Annotated in this window: 14 protein-coding genes; 9 read left to right on the top strand and 5 right to left on the bottom strand. The window is 65.4% G+C overall.

What is annotated here, in order from left to right; translation table 11 throughout:
- Nucleotides 1-36: 36 nt before the first annotated feature.
- The 3 genes from E7681_RS10235 to E7681_RS10225 all read left to right on the top strand — a co-directional run bounded on the left by E7681_RS10235 (nucleotide 37) and on the right by E7681_RS10225 (nucleotide 2,648).
- Entirely contained in the window at nucleotides 37-1,542 is a 1,506-nt protein-coding gene (locus E7681_RS10235) for a UbiD family decarboxylase (protein ID WP_136339187.1), read from the top strand.
- Nucleotides 1,539-2,108 (top strand): UbiX family flavin prenyltransferase, encoded by a 570-nt coding sequence (locus E7681_RS10230; protein WP_136339186.1) that lies wholly within the window; start codon nucleotides 1,539-1,541, stop codon nucleotides 2,106-2,108. The genes E7681_RS10235 and E7681_RS10230 overlap by 4 nt, the downstream gene beginning before the upstream one ends.
- A 111-nt stretch (nucleotides 2,109-2,219) precedes the next feature.
- Nucleotides 2,220-2,648 (top strand): YqaA family protein, encoded by a 429-nt coding sequence (locus tag E7681_RS10225; RefSeq protein ID WP_136339185.1) that lies wholly within the window; start codon nucleotides 2,220-2,222, stop codon nucleotides 2,646-2,648.
- 12 nt (nucleotides 2,649-2,660) lie between these two features.
- Here the strand turns inward: E7681_RS10225 and E7681_RS10220 are convergent, their stop codons facing one another.
- Both E7681_RS10220 and E7681_RS10215 read right to left on the bottom strand, forming a co-directional pair.
- On the bottom strand, nucleotides 2,661-3,092 hold the full coding sequence (locus E7681_RS10220) for a c-type cytochrome (RefSeq protein ID WP_136339184.1): 432 nt from the start codon (nucleotides 3,090-3,092) through the stop codon (nucleotides 2,661-2,663).
- 48 nt (nucleotides 3,093-3,140) lie between these two features.
- Nucleotides 3,141-3,473 carry a hypothetical protein gene (locus E7681_RS10215; protein WP_136339183.1) on the bottom strand — a complete coding sequence of 111 codons (333 nt, stop codon included), beginning with the start codon at nucleotides 3,471-3,473 and terminating at the stop codon, nucleotides 3,141-3,143.
- 140 nt (nucleotides 3,474-3,613) lie between these two features.
- On the opposite strand from E7681_RS10215, the gene E7681_RS10210 reads away from it, so the two are divergent.
- From E7681_RS10210 to arsJ, 3 genes are read left to right on the top strand one after another with little or no spacing between them, the layout of a single operon-like run.
- Nucleotides 3,614-4,459: a metalloregulator ArsR/SmtB family transcription factor gene (locus E7681_RS10210; RefSeq protein WP_136339182.1), complete on the top strand. Its 846-nt coding sequence runs from the start codon at nucleotides 3,614-3,616 to the stop codon at nucleotides 4,457-4,459.
- The gene (locus E7681_RS10205; protein ID WP_136339181.1) at nucleotides 4,459-5,466 is read left to right on the top strand and encodes an ArsJ-associated glyceraldehyde-3-phosphate dehydrogenase; all 1,008 of its coding nucleotides are present in this window, start codon (nucleotides 4,459-4,461) and stop codon (nucleotides 5,464-5,466) included. Before E7681_RS10210 ends, E7681_RS10205 begins: the two co-directional genes overlap by 1 nt.
- Before the next feature lie 5 nt (nucleotides 5,467-5,471).
- Nucleotides 5,472-6,746 (top strand): organoarsenical effux MFS transporter ArsJ, encoded by a 1,275-nt coding sequence (gene arsJ, locus E7681_RS10200; protein ID WP_136339355.1) that lies wholly within the window; start codon nucleotides 5,472-5,474, stop codon nucleotides 6,744-6,746.
- Here the strand turns inward: arsJ and E7681_RS10195 are convergent.
- Entirely contained in the window at nucleotides 6,718-7,176 is a 459-nt protein-coding gene (locus E7681_RS10195; RefSeq protein ID WP_136339180.1) for an Lrp/AsnC family transcriptional regulator, read from the bottom strand. The two genes, arsJ and E7681_RS10195, sit on opposite strands and share 29 nt — an antisense overlap.
- Before the next feature lie 131 nt (nucleotides 7,177-7,307).
- Here E7681_RS10195 and E7681_RS10190 point away from each other — a divergent pair, with 131 nt between their 5' ends.
- From E7681_RS10190 to E7681_RS10180, 3 genes are all read left to right on the top strand, one after another.
- Nucleotides 7,308-10,730 carry an indolepyruvate ferredoxin oxidoreductase family protein gene (locus E7681_RS10190; protein WP_136339179.1) on the top strand — a complete coding sequence of 1,141 codons (3,423 nt, stop codon included), beginning with the start codon at nucleotides 7,308-7,310 and terminating at the stop codon, nucleotides 10,728-10,730.
- 99 nt (nucleotides 10,731-10,829) lie between these two features.
- Nucleotides 10,830-11,777, top strand: coding sequence for a TAXI family TRAP transporter solute-binding subunit (locus E7681_RS10185; RefSeq protein ID WP_136339354.1), 948 nt, complete (start codon nucleotides 10,830-10,832; stop codon nucleotides 11,775-11,777).
- Between the two features lie 66 nt (nucleotides 11,778-11,843).
- A complete protein-coding gene (locus tag E7681_RS10180) occupies nucleotides 11,844-13,637 on the top strand; it encodes a TRAP transporter permease (RefSeq protein ID WP_136339178.1) in 1,794 nt (597 codons plus the stop codon).
- 6 nt (nucleotides 13,638-13,643) lie between these two features.
- On the opposite strand, the gene E7681_RS10175 is transcribed toward E7681_RS10180, so the two are convergent.
- Nucleotides 13,644-14,192: a hypothetical protein gene (locus E7681_RS10175; RefSeq protein WP_168733189.1), complete on the bottom strand. Its 549-nt coding sequence runs from the start codon at nucleotides 14,190-14,192 to the stop codon at nucleotides 13,644-13,646.
- A gap of 34 nt (nucleotides 14,193-14,226) precedes the next feature.
- On the bottom strand, nucleotides 14,227-15,690 hold the full coding sequence (locus E7681_RS10170; protein ID WP_136339176.1) for a glutamine synthetase family protein: 1,464 nt from the start codon (nucleotides 15,688-15,690) through the stop codon (nucleotides 14,227-14,229).
- Nucleotides 15,691-15,697: the final 7 nt, after the last annotated feature.

Here is a 15,697-nt window from a genome sequence, read left to right as displayed (position 1 = left end):
CCTTGCTATGGCTCGCAAAACCGATGGGGAATAGAGATGAGAGAGCTGCCCGCCTTCCGATCCTTGCGCGGCTTTCTGGACTGGTGCCACGACCAGGGCCAGCTGCTGACCCTGCCCGAGCCCGTGAACATCGCCCACCAGATGACCGCCGTCCACCGCGCCGTGCTGGAAACCGGCGGGCCGGTGCTGCGCTTTGATGCGCCCACGCACAATGGACAAGCGCTGGACATCCCCGTGATCGCCAACCTGTTCGGCACGCGCGAACGGGTCATGGCCGGGCTTGGCGTCTCGGACGAAACGCTGGACGGGTTCGCCGCGTTTCTGGCCGCCCTGCGCGCCCCCACCCCGCCGCAAGGGATGCGCGACGCGCTGTCCCGCTGGCCGATGCTGCGCGCCGCCCTGTCCACCCGCCCCGTCCTGCAACGCGCCGCCTCGGTGCAACAGGTCGTGCACACCGGCGACCAGATCGACCTGTCGCGCCTGCCGATCCAGACCCACTGGCCCGAGGACGCCGGCCCGCTGATCACATGGCCCGTCGTGATGACCCGCCCGCATGGTTCGGACCCGCAAGAGGCCGCGCTCTACAATTGCGGCGTCTACCGCGCGCAGATGCTGGACGGCCAGCGCCTGATCCTGCGCTGGCTGGCCCATCGTGGCGGCGCCGCGCATCACCGCAGCTGGGCCAGGGCCGGGCAGGACATGCCCGTCGCCATCGCACTGGGTGCTTCGCCGGGCCTGCTGCTGTCCTCTGCCCTGCCGCTGCCCGAAACCGTGTCCGAGCTGACCTTCTCCGGCGTTCTGTCCGGCGCCCGCCCGCGCCTGACCCCGGCGCATTCGATCCCCATGCTGGTCCCCGCCGACGCCGAGATCGTGATCGAGGGCACCGTCAGCCCCTCCGACACCGCCCCCGAAGGGCCCTTCGGCGATCACACCGGCTATTACAACGCGGTCGAGCCGTTCCCCGTGATGACCGTCACCGCCATCACCCACCGCCGCGACCCGCTGTACCTGTCCACCTATACCGGCCGCCCCCCCGACGAACCCGCGATCATCGGAGAGGTGTTCAACCGCCTCGCCCTGCCCACCATCCGCGCCCAGATCCCCGAGGTCCGCGACCTCTGGCTGCCGCCCGCCGCCTGCTCCTACCGCATGGCCGTGGTCAGCATCGACAAGCGCTATCCCGGTCAGGCGCGGCGCGTGATGATGGCGCTGTGGGGGATGCTGCCGCAGTTCAGCTACACCAAGACGATCATCGTCGTGGATGACGACATCGACCCCGCCAATTGGGATGACGTCGCTTGGGCGATGGCCACCCGCATGGACCCGTCGCGCGACGTGATGTTGCTGTCGGACACGCCGATGGACTACCTCGATTTCGCCTCGCCGCAGCCGGGGCTGGCCGGCAAGATGGGCATCGACGCCACCAACAAGCTGGGCTCTGAGACCACCCGCGAATGGGGCCGCGTCATGCAGATGCGCCCGCAGGACATCGCCTTTGCCAGCGATCTGCTGGCCCGCCATACCCCCAAAGGTGCCGCATGAAGAACCCGCACGTCATCCTTGGCATCTCGGGCGCGTCCGGTGCCGCCCTCGGGGTCTGGGCCGCGCAGCATCTGGCGAAACTGGGCGCTCAAATCCACCTGGTCTGCAGCCCCGCCGCCCACCGCACCATCGCCGAGGAATGCGCCCCCGGCACCCTGTCCGCCCTCGAACAGATCGTGACGCAGGTTCACCCCGCCACCGACATCGGCGCCACCATCGCCTCGGGCTCTTTCCCCGTGGCCGGGATGATCGTCGCCCCCTGCTCGATGCGCAGTCTGGCGGCCATCGCCCACGGGCTGGACGACAACCTGCTGACCCGCGCCGCCTCGGTCCAACTGAAGGAGCGCCGCCCGCTGATCCTTCTGACCCGCGAGGCCCCCCTGACCCTGGCCCATCTACAGAACATGACCGCCGTCACCCAGATGGGCGGCATCATCATGCCCCCGGTCCCGGCCTTCTACCTCAAGCCCGAAACGGTCGAAGACATGACCCGCCAGATCGCCGCCCGCGCGGTCGACATGCTGCGCCTTGGCGAGCGTCAGGCGGCCGCGTGGTCGCCCACCTGAAACGGCGTACAAAAATCGCCCAAAACCTTACGATTCGCCGGGTAAACACCCCGTTACCCCGCCGCACATACCCGTTGCGCGCCGCGCCCCTCTCATGCACTGAGGGGGCACATGAACGCGATCATCGGCCTTTTCCTTGCTGCATTCCTTGCGGCCTCACTGTTTCCCGCCCAGTCCGAGGCCGTTCTGGTCGGCCTTTTGCTGTCCGAAACCCATCCCGCCTGGCTGTTATTCGCCGCCGCGACGGTGGGTAACGTATTGGGATCACTACTGAATTGGCTGATTGGCCGGTTTCTGGCCCATTACGCTGACCGCCGCTGGTTTCCCGTCTCACCGCGTCAGTTCGACAAGGCAGCGGGCTGGTATGCGCGCTGGGGATATTGGAGCCTGCTGGCCTCGTGGGTGCCGATCATCGGCGATCCGCTGACCCTCGTCGCCGGAGTCCTGCGCGAACCCCTCTGGCGTTTCACGCTGATCGTAACCGTGGCAAAGGGCGGCCGGTATCTGGTTTTGACACTGGCCACCCTGTCATTTATTTGACTTTAGTTTCAATCAGTTGATGCCATTTGCGCGCTGCAACTCGCGCACGTAGGCGGTGATCGCGATCACGTCCGCCTGGGTCAGCCCGGGCTGCGGAGGCATGTTGCCGAACCGCCAGTGGTGCGACTGAACACCGCGCTGAACGGCCATCACGAACGACATGTCGCCGTGATGCGAGGGCTCATAGATGACATGCACCAACGGCGGCCCAAACCCCTCGACGCCAGAGCCGTTCAGCCCGTGGCAGGTGGCGCATTTCACGTCAAAGGCCCGCTGGCCTATTTTCGCATTTTCTGACAGGTTATCAGGCACTTGGACCTGAACAATAGCCGCGCCTTTGGCCGGTTTTCCGGCCTGTTCAGGGGCGTCAGCGGGGGCATAGGCAAGGTATCCGGCCAAGCCAAGCGCCACCGCGCCAGCCGCCAGCAGCAGGGATTTTTTCATAGGAGTCTCCGTATCATTTCGGGGCGGCACCACGTGCCGCTTCGGGGTTCAAACAGTGCTGAACCGGATACGAGGAGGCGGCAAATCCAGCGCCAACGGCGGCGCACGCAGCACCGCGTCAGCCATTTGAGGATAACGGAACGGCGCCGTGACCTGCCCGAATTCGCCATCCACCAAGACGGCCAAAGTGGCTGGCAGGCACAAGGCGCACTGCTGGCACGGCATTGAATGGTCGTCGGCCAGGTCCACGCAATCAGGACAACCGTCGTGTTGGGACATCGACATATTGTGGCCCGCAACCTCGGCCCGCACCATCCCTGCCCCGGAAACCGAGAACACGGCCAGCAGGCCGACCAGAAGGATGATGAGTGCGGCGCGCACGGTGCCTCCGATTTTGACGCGGCCCCACCATGCGTCAGGCGGCACGGGCGGTCAACGCGTCACCGCCTGCCATCTTGCCGCGCCCCGACTGTCATCAAAGTTTCACTCGACTCCACCAATATTTCCGATATTCCGGAATTATGGATACCTCAACAGCCGCCCACGCCTTTGCTACCCTTGGTCACCCGGATCGCCTTGCCGTGTTCCGGCTGCTGATGCGGTTCACCCCGCGCAGCGTCCGCCCGACCGAGATCGCCGCAGCCCTAGGCCTGAAACAAAACACCCTGTCGCACCACCTGTCCGACCTGACCGCCGCGCGTCTGGTGCAGGTCCGCCGCGAGGGGCGCTCGCTGTATTACTCGGTCGACCTTCACACGACTGAAACGCTGCTTGGCTATCTGGCACTGGATGTCGGACGGGCGCGTCCGGATTTGCTTGGCGGCCTCATCGCCGCCCCACACGAGGACAAACCGATGGAGAACAAGACTTGGAACGTTCTTTTCATCTGCTCGGGCAACTCCGCCCGCTCGCTGTTCGCCGAGGCGCTGCTGCGCGATCTGGGGCAAGGCAAATTCGCCGCCTACTCTGCCGGAACGCAACCCGCCAAGGGGCCGAACCCCTTCGTTCTGGACGTGTTGAAACGCAATGGCCATGACGTGACGGGCCTGCGCTCCAAGGACATTTCCGAGTTTCAGGGGCCCGACGCCCCCCGCATGGATTTCGTCTTTACCGTCTGTGACCATGCCGCCGCCGAAGAATGCCCGCCCTGGAGCGGCCAGCCCATCACCGGCCATTGGGGCCTGCCCGACCCGGTAAAGGCGACCGGCACGGATGCCGAAAAAGCCCTTGTTTTTGCTCGTACTTATGGCGCCCTGCGCCGCCGCATCGCGGCCTTTGTCGAGCTGCCATTCGCCAGCCTTGACAGGCTGTCCCTGCAATCGCGCGTCGATGAAATCGGCGCACCCTTTCCCGAAGGAGCCGAATAATGACCCGCATCGCACTCAATGGCCTTGGCCGCATCGGCAAACTGGTGCTGCGTGACCTGATCGACACCGGCATGGGCGGCGAGCTTGTCCTGATCAACGAGCCCATCGGCGATGCCGAGCAACTGGCCCTGCTGACCGAATTCGACTCGGTCCACGGTCGCTGGCACCGCCCTGTCACCCATCAGGACGGCGCGCTGGTGCTGGACGGCAAACCCGTCCGCCTGACCAACGAAAAAACGATCGAGGCCCTGCCCCTGCAAGAGATGGGCGTCGATCTGGTCATCGACTGCACCGGCGTGTTCAAGACGGCAGCCAAGATCGCCCCCTATTACGCAGCCGGCGTCAAGAAGGTGGTGGTCAGCGCCCCGGTCAAGGATGGCGGCGCGCTGAACATCGTCTACGGCATCAACCATGATCTGTACGACGGCTCGCAGCCGCTGGTGACGGCGGCGTCCTGCACCACGAACTGCTTGGCCCCGGTGGTCAAGGTGATCCACGAGTCGCTGGGCATCCGCCACGGCTCGATCACCACGATCCACGACGTGACCAACACCCAGACCATCGTCGACCGCCCGGCCAAGGACATGCGCCGCGCCCGTTCCGCGATGACGAACCTGATCCCCACAACCACCGGCAGCGCGACGGCGATCACCCTGATTTATCCCGAGCTGAAGGGCCGCCTCAACGGCCACGCCGTCCGGGTGCCGCTGCTGAACGCCTCGCTGACCGATTGCGTGTTCGAGGTCGAGCGCACAACCACCGCCGAAGAGGTGAACGAACTGTTCCGCGCCGCCGCCGAAGGGCCGCTGAACGGCATCCTCGGCTATGAGACCCGTCCGCTTGTGTCGTGCGACTTCACCAATGACGCGCGCTCATCAATCATCGACGGCCCCTCGACCATGGTCATCAACGGCACGCAGGTGAAAATCTACGCCTGGTATGACAACGAGTGGGGCTATTCCTGCCGTCTGGGCGATATCGTCCGCATGGTCACGGCCTCGATGTGAGCGACATGAGTCAGCCCGCCAATCCCTTGCGCGCCTATGCGGCCGTCACGGCGGCCTACTGGGCCTTCATGCTGTCCGACGGCGCCCTGCGGATGCTAGTTCTGCTGCAATTTCATAGCCTTGGCTTTACTCCGGTACAGCTGGCCTGGCTGTTCCTGCTATATGAAATCGCCGGGATCGTGACCAATCTGGGTGCCGGCTGGCTGGCCGCGCGCTTTGGCTTGGCGGCCACGCTGTATGGCGGGCTTACGCTGCAGATCGGAGCATTGGTCGCGCTGGCACAGCTGGACCCAAGCTGGGGCGTCACCGCCTCGGTCATCTTCGTGATGGCCGTGCAGGGTGTGTCGGGCGTGGCCAAGGATTTGGCCAAGATGTCCTCGAAATCGGCAGTCAAACTGCTGGCCCCGTCCGAGGATGGCGGGCTGTTCCGCTGGGTTGCGGCGCTGACGGGCTCGAAAAACGCGGTCAAGGGGCTGGGCTTTTTCCTAGGCGCGGCGCTGCTGGGTTTGGCGGGATTTGAGGCCGCGATCTGGGGCATGGCCGCCGTTTTGGCGCTGATCCTGACGGGCGTCGTTCTGTTCCTGCCTGCGGGCCTGCCCGGACGGATGAAATCCTCGGAAAGCTGGTCGGGATGGCGCTCCAAGGACGCACGGGTGAACCGGCTAAGCCTGGCCCGCATGTTCCTGTTCGGGGCCCGCGATGTCTGGTTCGTGGTCGGCATCCCGGTCTATTTCCAGTCCGTCCTCTCGGACGGCACCGAGGGCGGTCGGCGCGAAGCGTTCTTTCTGGTCGGCGGCTTCATGGCGCTTTGGATCATTGCGTACGGACTGGTTCAGGCCCTCGCCCCGCGCCTGTTGGGCCGCAAGGGCCAGCCCGAGGGCGACATCGTGCACAAGGCCATCCTGTGGTCGGGCTTTCTGGTCCCGATCCCGTTTGCTTTGGCCGCAGCGGCATGGCTATCCGGCGGGGTGGCCCCGTGGCTGACGGTGACGCTGGTCGCGGGCCTGCTGGTGTTCGGCTTCGTGTTCGCGGTGAATTCCTCGGTCCATTCCTACCTGATCCTTGCCTTCGGCTCGGCCGAGCGGATCACGCGAGATGTCGGGTTCTACTACATGGCCAACGCGGCGGGGCGGCTGATCGGCGCGCTTCTGTCCGGCGTCAGCTTTCAGCTCGGCGGGTTGCCCCTGTGTCTGGCCACCGCCGGAGCCATGGCCGCTGCCAGTTGGCTGGCCGCGCGGCGGTTGGCCGACCTCAGACCGGCACCTGCGGACTGCGCTTGATCTCACGCAGCACCACGTTGGTTTGCGCACTTTCCACGGCCGGCAGGCGGAACAGGAAGTTCTCGAGGAAATCGTTATAGGCGGCGATGTCCCGGCACAGCACCCGCAGGTGATAGTCGGCCTGCCCGGTGGTGGCGTAGCAATCCACGACCTCTTGCCGGGTTTTGACGGCGGTGATGAAGTCCGTCAGATGCTCGGGATTGTGGCGGGCCAGTTGCACATGGACCAGCGCCTGGAACCCTAGGCCGACCGCCTGCGGCGACACCCCGGCGCGATAACCTTCGATGACGCCGCCGTCCTCCAACGCGCGGATCTTGCGCCAGCAGGCCGAGGCCGACATGCTGACCTGCTCGGCCAGATCGGCGTTGGAAATCCGGCAGTCCGATTGCAAAAGTTTCAGAATCTGCTTGTCCCGCTCATCCAGCTGCATTCGGTCATCCTGTTCATCTTGCGGCCAATTTCTGAACAGGTTAACCGAACAAAGGGTAAGAGGCGAGCAAATCTGGTCACTCTTTTCACGCATTACCGGGCAAAATGAGAGAAATTTCCGGAAGTGAGCCCATGAAAGACACAGTCCACCAGCCCCAGCCCTATGCCCTGTCAGACCGTTACACCCTGCCCGAGGGGCGCGTCTTCCTGACCGGCACGCAGGCGCTGGTGCGGATCATGCTGGATCAGGCGCGGCGCGATCGCCGGAACGGGCTGAACACGGCCGGGTTCGTCTCGGGCTATCGCGGCTCGCCGCTGGGGGCGCTGGATCTGGAGATGTGGCGCGCGAAACAGGAAACCGCCCGCAACAACATCACCTTTCTGCCCGCCGTGAACGAAGACCTGGGCGCCACTGCCGTTCTGGGTGCGCAACAAGCCACGCTGGACCCGGCCTGCGAGGTCGAGGGCGTGTTCTCCATGTGGTACGGCAAGGGCCCGGGCGTGGACCGCTCCGGCGACGCGCTGCGCCACGGCAACGCCTATGGCTCGGCTCCGAAGGGCGGCGTGCTGGTGGTCGCGGGCGACGACCACGGCTGCGTGTCCTCGTCGATGCCGCACCAGTCGGACGTGGCCTTCATGACGTGGTTCATCCCGACGCTGAACCCCGCCAGCGTGGGCGAATACCTGGCCTTTGGCGAATACGGGCTGGCGCTTAGCCGCTATTCGGGCACTTGGGTCGGGTTCAAGGCGATCTCGGAAACCGTCGAAAGCGGCCAGTCGGTCGAATTGCAGCCCGACCGCAGCTTTGTTCTGCCGCAGATCGATCTGCCCCCCGGCGGCCTGCACGTCCGCCGCTCGGACCTGCCAAGCGCCGAGATCGAAACCCGGATCGAGCACAAGCTGCGCGCCGTCGAAGCCTTTGTCGAAGCCAACCCGATCGACCATCGGATCTATGACATCGACGCGGCCAAGTTCGGCATCGTCACCACCGGCAAGGGCCATCTGGACCTGATGGAGGCGATGCGCCTGCTGGGTCTGGACGAACCCGCCTGCCGCCGCCTGGGCATCGACATCTACAAGGTCGGCATGGTCTGGCCGCTGGCCCGCCGCGACGCGCTGGCCTTTGTGCGCGGCAAAAAAGAGGTGCTGGTGATCGAGGAAAAGCGGGGCATCATCGAAAGCCAGTTCAAGGAATATTTCTATGACTGGCCGGGCGACAAACCCGAAAAGATGGTCGGCAAACACCGCGCCGCCGGCGACCCCCTGCTGCCCTGGACCGGAGAGCTGAGCCCCCTGGCCATCGTCCCTGTACTGGCCGAACGACTGAACGAGTTCTTTCCCGATGAGCGCCTGATCGAAAAGGCGCGCGCGCTGTGCGGCCAGCAACCGCCCGTCCTCAGCATCCCCGGTGCGACGCGGACGCCCTATTTCTGCTCGGGCTGCCCACATAACAGCTCGACCAAACTGTCTGAGGGCAGCACCGCCGCATCTGGCATCGGCTGCCACGTCATGGCCAGCTGGATGAACCGCAACACCTTTGGCTTTGCGCAAATGGGCGGCGAAGGGGTGCCCCATGCGGTGGCGTCGAAATTCAACGGCGGCAAGCATATCTTCCAGAACCTGGGCGAGGGCACTTGGTATCACTCCGGCTCGCTGGCGATCCGGCAGGCCGTCGCGGCCAAGACCAACATCACCTACAAAATCCTGTTCAACGATGCCGTCGCCATGACCGGCGGACAGCCGGTGGACGGGCCGGTCAGCGTGTCAGGCATCGCGCAAACCTGCCGGGCCGAGGGCGTGCAGCGGATTGCGCTGGTCTCGGACGACATCGCCAAGTTCGACCGCGCCGATTTCCCCGGCGGGACCACCTTCCACGACCGCGCCGATCTGGATGCTGTGCAACGCGAATTGCGGGACATCCCCGGCGTGACCGTTCTGATCTACGAACAGACCTGCGCCACCGAAAAGCGCCGCCGCCGCAAGCGGGGCAAGATGGACGACCCCAAGCGGTTCGCCTTCATCAACCCCGCCGTCTGCGAAGGCTGCGGCGATTGCTCGGTCGAAAGCAACTGCCTCAGCATCGAACCGCTGGAGACCGAGTTCGGCCGCAAGCGTAAGGTGAACCTGTCCACCTGTAACAAGGATTTCTCGTGCCTGAATGGGTTCTGCCCCAGCTTCGTCACCGTCGAAGGGGCCGTGCGCCGCAAGAAAACCGGCGCGGATATCGACCTGCCGGCGTTGCTGCGCGATCTGCCCAAGCCGGTCTTGCCCGCGCTGGACGACCCGTTCGACCTGCTGGTGACGGGGGTCGGCGGCACCGGGGTTGTGACCGTCGGCGCGCTGATCACCATGGCCGCGCATCTGGAGGGCAAGGGCTCCAGCGTGCTGGATTTCACCGGTTTCGCGCAGAAATTCGGCACCGTCCTCAGCTATATCCGGCTGGGCAAGACGCCCGAAGCGATCAACCAGGTCCGGATCGAGAAAGGCGCTGCAGACGCGGTAATCGGCTGTGACGTCGTGGTGTCGTCCGCCCCCAAGGCGTCGATCCATTACCGCACGGGCACGCAGGTCGTTCTGAACACCGCCGAGATGCCGACGGGTGATCTGGTGCTGCACCGGGATGCCCAACTGAAGGTAGACCAGCGCGTGGCCGCAATCGGCAAGGCGGTTGGCGATGATGCGGTCTGGACGCTGAACGCCAACCAGCTGGCCGAGACCTTCCTCGGCGACAGCGTCTTCGCCAACGTCATCATGCTGGGTTTTGCCTGGCAGCGCGGCCTTGTCCCGGTCAGCGAGGACGCCCTGAAACAGGCGATCACCCTGAACGGCGTCGCGATGGAGCGGAACACCCGCGCGTTCGAGCTGGGCCGGGTTCTGGCCGCCGCGCCGGACTCTGTCCTGGTAGAACCCGCCCCCACCCCGGCGCTGACCGCCGCCCAACTGATCGACCGGAACGCCGCGTGGCTGACCGAGTATCAGGACGCCGCCTATGCCGCCCGCTATCGCGCGACGCTGGCGCAGTTCCGCGCGACCCTGCCCCAAAACGAAGCCGACGACCTTTTGGCCACAGCCGCCAAATCGCTGTTCAAACTGATGGCGATCAAGGACGAATACGAGGTGTCCCGCCAGCACATGCACCCCGATTTCCAAGCCATGCTTGAGGCCGAGTTCGAACCGGGCTTCAGCATCAACTACCACCTCGCTCCGCCACTTCTGGCGCGGGGCAAAGATGCGCGCGGACGCCCCCTGAAACGCCGCTACGGCGCATGGCTGTCGCCCGTCCTGTCCCTGCTGTCTCGGGTGCGCCGCATCCGTGGCACCGCGCTGGACCCGTTCCGCTGGACCCATGATCGGAAACAGGAACTGGCGCTGATCGCGTGGTACGAGGACGTTCTGACCCAGCTATCTGCCCTGCCCGCAACGGCCGATCCCAAGGCAATGGCCAAAATTCTGGCCGCCCCGATGGACATCCGCGGCTTTGGCCCGGTGCGCGAGACCGCCGCAAGTGACTGCCGCGCCCGCGTTCTGACACACCTCGAGGAGCTGACCCGCTAACCCCCGTCGCGGCAGTGCAGCGAACTTCGCCGATTGACCGCCCCCCGATTATGTTGCTTGCTAACGAAATCAAAGGGAGGTTTTCAGATGTTCAATGCAATGAAGTGGGCAACCGGTGCGGTTCTGGCCAGCGCGATTCTGGCGCTGCCGGCAGCGGCCGAAACGCGTATCACGTACAAATCGGCCAAGGCCGGCACCTCGTACTACCAGATGGGTGTGCAGATCGCCGAGGCGATGAAATCCGGCTCGGACGGCGGCATTATCGTCACCGTCGAAGAGGGCCAGGGCTCGGTCCAGAACGTGATGGAGGTGCGCGCACGTGGCGGCGACTACGTCTTCACCACCCCGCCCAGCCTGGTCGGGCTGGCGCAGGCTGGCAAAGCGATGTTCGACGGCAAGGGTGATCCGGCCTTTGACGAGATTCGCGCGCTGTTCCCCATCCCCTCGCTGACCATGCATTTCGTGATGTCTGCAGCAAGCGGTGCAACTGATTTCGCAAGCCTCGAAGGTAAGACGATCCTGTTGGGCAAGGGCAGCTTTGGCGCCAAAGAAGGCGAAAAATACCTGGGCCTCTTCGGGCTGGAGGGCAAGGTGACCATCGCCGACGCCGAGCTGTCCAACGCCACCGCCGCGCTGAAGAACGGCCAGATCGACGGCTTCGTCACCGCCGGATCTTGGCCCGCGCCCAACGTGGTCGAAGCCGCCGCCTCGACCGGGGTCGTCGTTCTGTCGCTGAATGACGAGCAGGTTGCCCAAACCAAACGCACCCGTCTGGTCATTCCCGCTGGCACCTATGCCGGGCAGGACACGGACATCGTCACGACCTCGCTGCCAGTGGTCGCCTATGCCACCACCAAGATGGATGACGAAACCGCCTATCAGCTGACCAAGACCTTCTGGGACAGCAAGGCCACGATGGCCGAGGGCGCGGCATGGTGGGGCGGCGTCGATGCGTCGATGCTGTCCAACATCAACGGCAAAATCCACCCCGGCGCGGCACGCTACTATGCCGAGGCAGGCATCGCCCTGACCGCCGAGCAGCAGTAAACCGCCCCCGCGTGACAACACAGGCCGGGCCAGCGCGCCCGGCCTTCCGTTTGGAATATCAAGGTCATGGCCGAAAACTCCGATCTTCCCCGCAATCGCTGGCTGCGCCTGATGTGGATCACGCTGGCCGTGGCGCTGGTCGCGTTTCACATCGGCCTGATCTTTTCGGGACTGGTGCCCAACCTGGTCAGCCGCCCGCTGCATCTGGCGCTGATCCTGCCGTGGGTCTTCGTGTTCGGGGTGACGGGGCGCTGGCGCCTGACCTCGGGCGTTGTGCTGAGCGTCATTGGTATCGCGGCGGCCCTTTGGGTCGCGCTGAACGCCGATATGCTGGGCGATCAATACGGATTTCTGGAAAGCCGCTTCCAGATCGGCGTCGGTTTCGCCCTTCTGGCCGTGGTGATCGAAGCCGCCCGCCGCGCGATCGGCTGGCCCCTGCCGATGGTCGCCAGCGCGGCGCTTCTCTACGCGTTTTTCGGCCACCACATCCCCGGAGAATTCGGCCATTCCGGGCTGCCGCTGCGCTCGTTCCTGGGCACGATGACCATTGCCGAGGGCGGCATCTGGGGCAGCCTGACCGCCGTCTCCGTCGGCGTCGTGTCGATCTTCGTGATCTTCGGCGCGGTCCTGAACGCGGGCGAGGCCGGACAAGGTTTCATGAACATCGCTGCTGCCGCCGCCGGGCGGCTGAGCGGCGGGGCGGCCAAGGTCTCGGTCCTGTCTTCAGCTTTGTTCGGCTCGATCTCGGGCTCGGCCAGCGCGAATGTCGCCTCGACCGGCGCGATCACCCTGCCCGCTATGACTCGCCTGGGATATCCCAAACGCCTTGCCGCCGGGGTCGAGGCAGTGGCCAGTTCCGGCGGCCAGATCATGCCGCCACTGATGGGCGCCGGCGCCTTTGTAATGGTCGAGCTGACCAGCACCCCCTACACCCAAATCATGGGTGCCGCCCTACTGCCAGCGATCCTGTATTTCTGGGCGGTTTGGGTCGGCATCGACGCCTATGCCACCCGCTATGATCTGAAGGGGCTGGACGCCGCCGACCGCCCCGCCCCGCGCGACGTGATCGTGACCTCGCTGTTCTTTCTGCTGCCCTTCACGGTGCTGATGCTGGGCATGTTCGCCGCCGGGTACACGCCGCAATACGCCGCTTGTCTGGCCATTCTGACCGGAGCCATTCTGCTGTTGCTGGACGGCAAACTGACCTTTGACATGACGCGTACATCGCAACGGCTGATCGAGGCGCTTCTGACCGCCTCTCGGCAGGTGGCGATGATCGCGGCGATCATCTTTTGCGCGTCGATCATCATCGGGGTGTTGGGGTCCACGGGGCTGGGGGTCAAAATCACCTCGGTCATCCTGCAAGGCTCGGGCGGCACGCTTTGGGGCTCGCTGCTGCTGACGGCGCTGGCCTGCCTGATCCTGGGGATGGAGGTGCCGACGACCGCCGCCTACGTGATCTGCGTTTCTGTCGCCGGCCCCGCACTGATGAAACTGGGGTTGGAGCCGTTGCAGGCGCACCTGTTCGTGTTCTGGTTCGCCCTGCTATCCACGATCACCCCCCCCGTTTGCGGCGCGGTGTTCATCGCCTCGGGGATGGTGCAAGAGAACTGGATCAAGGTAGCCGTCACCTCGATGGCGCTGGGGGTCGGGCTGTACCTGATCCCGCTGGGCATGGTGACGTGGCCCGCTGTGATCCGCCTGCCCTCGGACCCGGTTGGTGCGATGGGGGCTTTCGTGGTGCTGGGCGTGGCGCTGGCTGCGCTGTCCTTTGCCCTGATCAGCCGCAGACCAAGGGCGCAGCGCGCGGGTCTGCTGATCCTTGGGGCGGGGTTGCTGTTCGGGCCAGCGTTTCTGTAGACCCGCTCAGATCTGCCAGTCACGCTTCATCTGTGCCGCCTTGGCGGGCGTCGCAGCGTCCGGCGCATGTACCACCAGATCGGCGCGAGGGGAGCTGTCGCCCGCAGAAACCACGGCCTCTGACAGGCTGACAATCCCGTTGGACGCATCGAACCCCCAGCTCTGAGCAAACCCGTCCGGCCCCGACAGCCGCCACAGGCAGCCGTCCACATCCTGCGCCACGGCGATGCCGCGCACAAAGGCAGGCTCGGCCAGACGCGTATCCGGCGTCAGCGCGGCTGCGCTGTCACCGTGATGCCAACGCCATGCCCCGACACCGCGCAACTCAGCTTGCCCGGTTTCATCCAACCGCACGACCATCATCAGCCGCCGCACAAGGCCCGAAACCTCGGCCTCCAGCCGCAGCGGCACCGGCGCATCGCCCGGCCGGTCGGGCAAATGCAGGATCGGCGCGTAGGTCAGCACGAACAGCCCCGTCGCCGCCCGCTGCCGGATCAGGCACTGGCGCAGGCTTTCGCGCAGGGGGAAATAGCCGTCGAGGATATCTTCGAACAACCAGCCATCGCATGTGGGAACCGCGCCCGTCATCCTAGTATAGATTGAAATATTCGGTCTGCTCCCATTCCGAGACCGTCATCAGGTATCGCTGCCATTCTGCGCGCTTCAGATGCGCCAGGTACCGGGGGAAATCCGCGCCGAACGTGTCCGCGAACAGGGGACTGCCCTCGAACGCCTCGATCGCGGCGATCAGGCTGGGCGGCAGCATCACGTTGTCCTTGGCATAGGGCGTGTCCGTCGGCGCCGGAGCCTTGGCCTTGCGCGTCAGCCCGTGCAGCCCGGCCACGATCTGCGAGGCCAGCGCGAAATACGGGTTGGCGGTGGTGTCCGCGACCCGGTTCTCGACCCGCGATGCCGGATCGCCCGCGTAAAGCAGCGCCCGCAGCATCGCGCCCCGGTTATCCGTGGCCCATTGCACCCGGTTGGGGGCCAGCTGGAACTCGGTGAACCGTTTGTAGCTGTTGACCGTCGGGTTGGTCATCAGGCAGCACGCGGCGGCGTGGTCCAGCAGCCCGGCCACCCAATGGCTGGCGGTTTCGGTCAACGCACCATCGGCATCGGGGGTGAACACGTTCTGGCCGGTCTCGCGCGACACCAGCGATTGGTGGATATGCCAGCCGTTGGCGGCCGAGTTGGCCACGCGCGGTTTCGCCATGAAACTGGCGTGCAGTCCCTGCGCGCGGCAGACCTCTTTCACCATGGTGCGGAACAGCACGAAACGGTCGGCCTGCGTCAGCGGATCGCTGGCGTCAAAGGTGAACTCGAACTGGCTGGGCCCCATCTCGATCTCGACCGAGCGGGGGGAAAGCCCCATCGCCTCGGCATGGCGGCGCAGGGTGTCCAGCAGCCCTTCGACCTCGCCGTAGCGGGTCTCAGACAGGTAGGACCAGCCTTGCGTCAGGTTCCGGGTGCGGATCGCGGCGGGGGGCATAGTGGCGTCGGTATGCGCCAGCCCGTCTTCTTCGATCTGAAAGACCTGGAACTCGACCTCCAGCCCCATGACGGCGTTCAGACCCGCGGCGGCCAGTCGATCAACGGCGCGGCGCAGGATACCACGCGGCGCGACGGACACCGGCCCGCCCGAGGCATAGGCCAGATCGCACATCAGGATCGCGGAATGCGGCGACCACGGCAGCCGGGTCAGCGCGTCGGGATCGGGCACCAGCACCACATCCCCCGCCCCGGACAAAGGTCGGCCGTCCAGCGTCACATCCCCGGCCCAGATGTCAAAGACGGTCCGGTTCGCGGTGTCTTTCAGCAGCACGGTCGAAGGCACCGACAGCCCTGACGCAAAGACCGAGGCCAAGGTGCGCGCGGCGATGTTCTTGCCGCGCAACAGGCCGTGCTGATCGGGGAAAACGACGCGGATCGTCTCGAGCCCCAGCGCGGTGACTTCGGACACCAGATGGGCGGCGCGCGTCACCTGTTCATCGGTCAGCAGCCCGCGTTGGGCCAGCTTTCCGGCTGCAATCTGCTCCAGCGTCTGTTTGCTCATGGGCGGC

The organism is Thalassobius vesicularis (genome assembly GCF_004799325.1).
Classification (GTDB): domain Bacteria; phylum Pseudomonadota; class Alphaproteobacteria; order Rhodobacterales; family Rhodobacteraceae; genus Thalassobius; species Thalassobius vesicularis.
The sequence above is the reverse complement of the archived record's forward strand: the minus strand, read 5'-3'. Positions and strand labels throughout refer to the sequence as shown.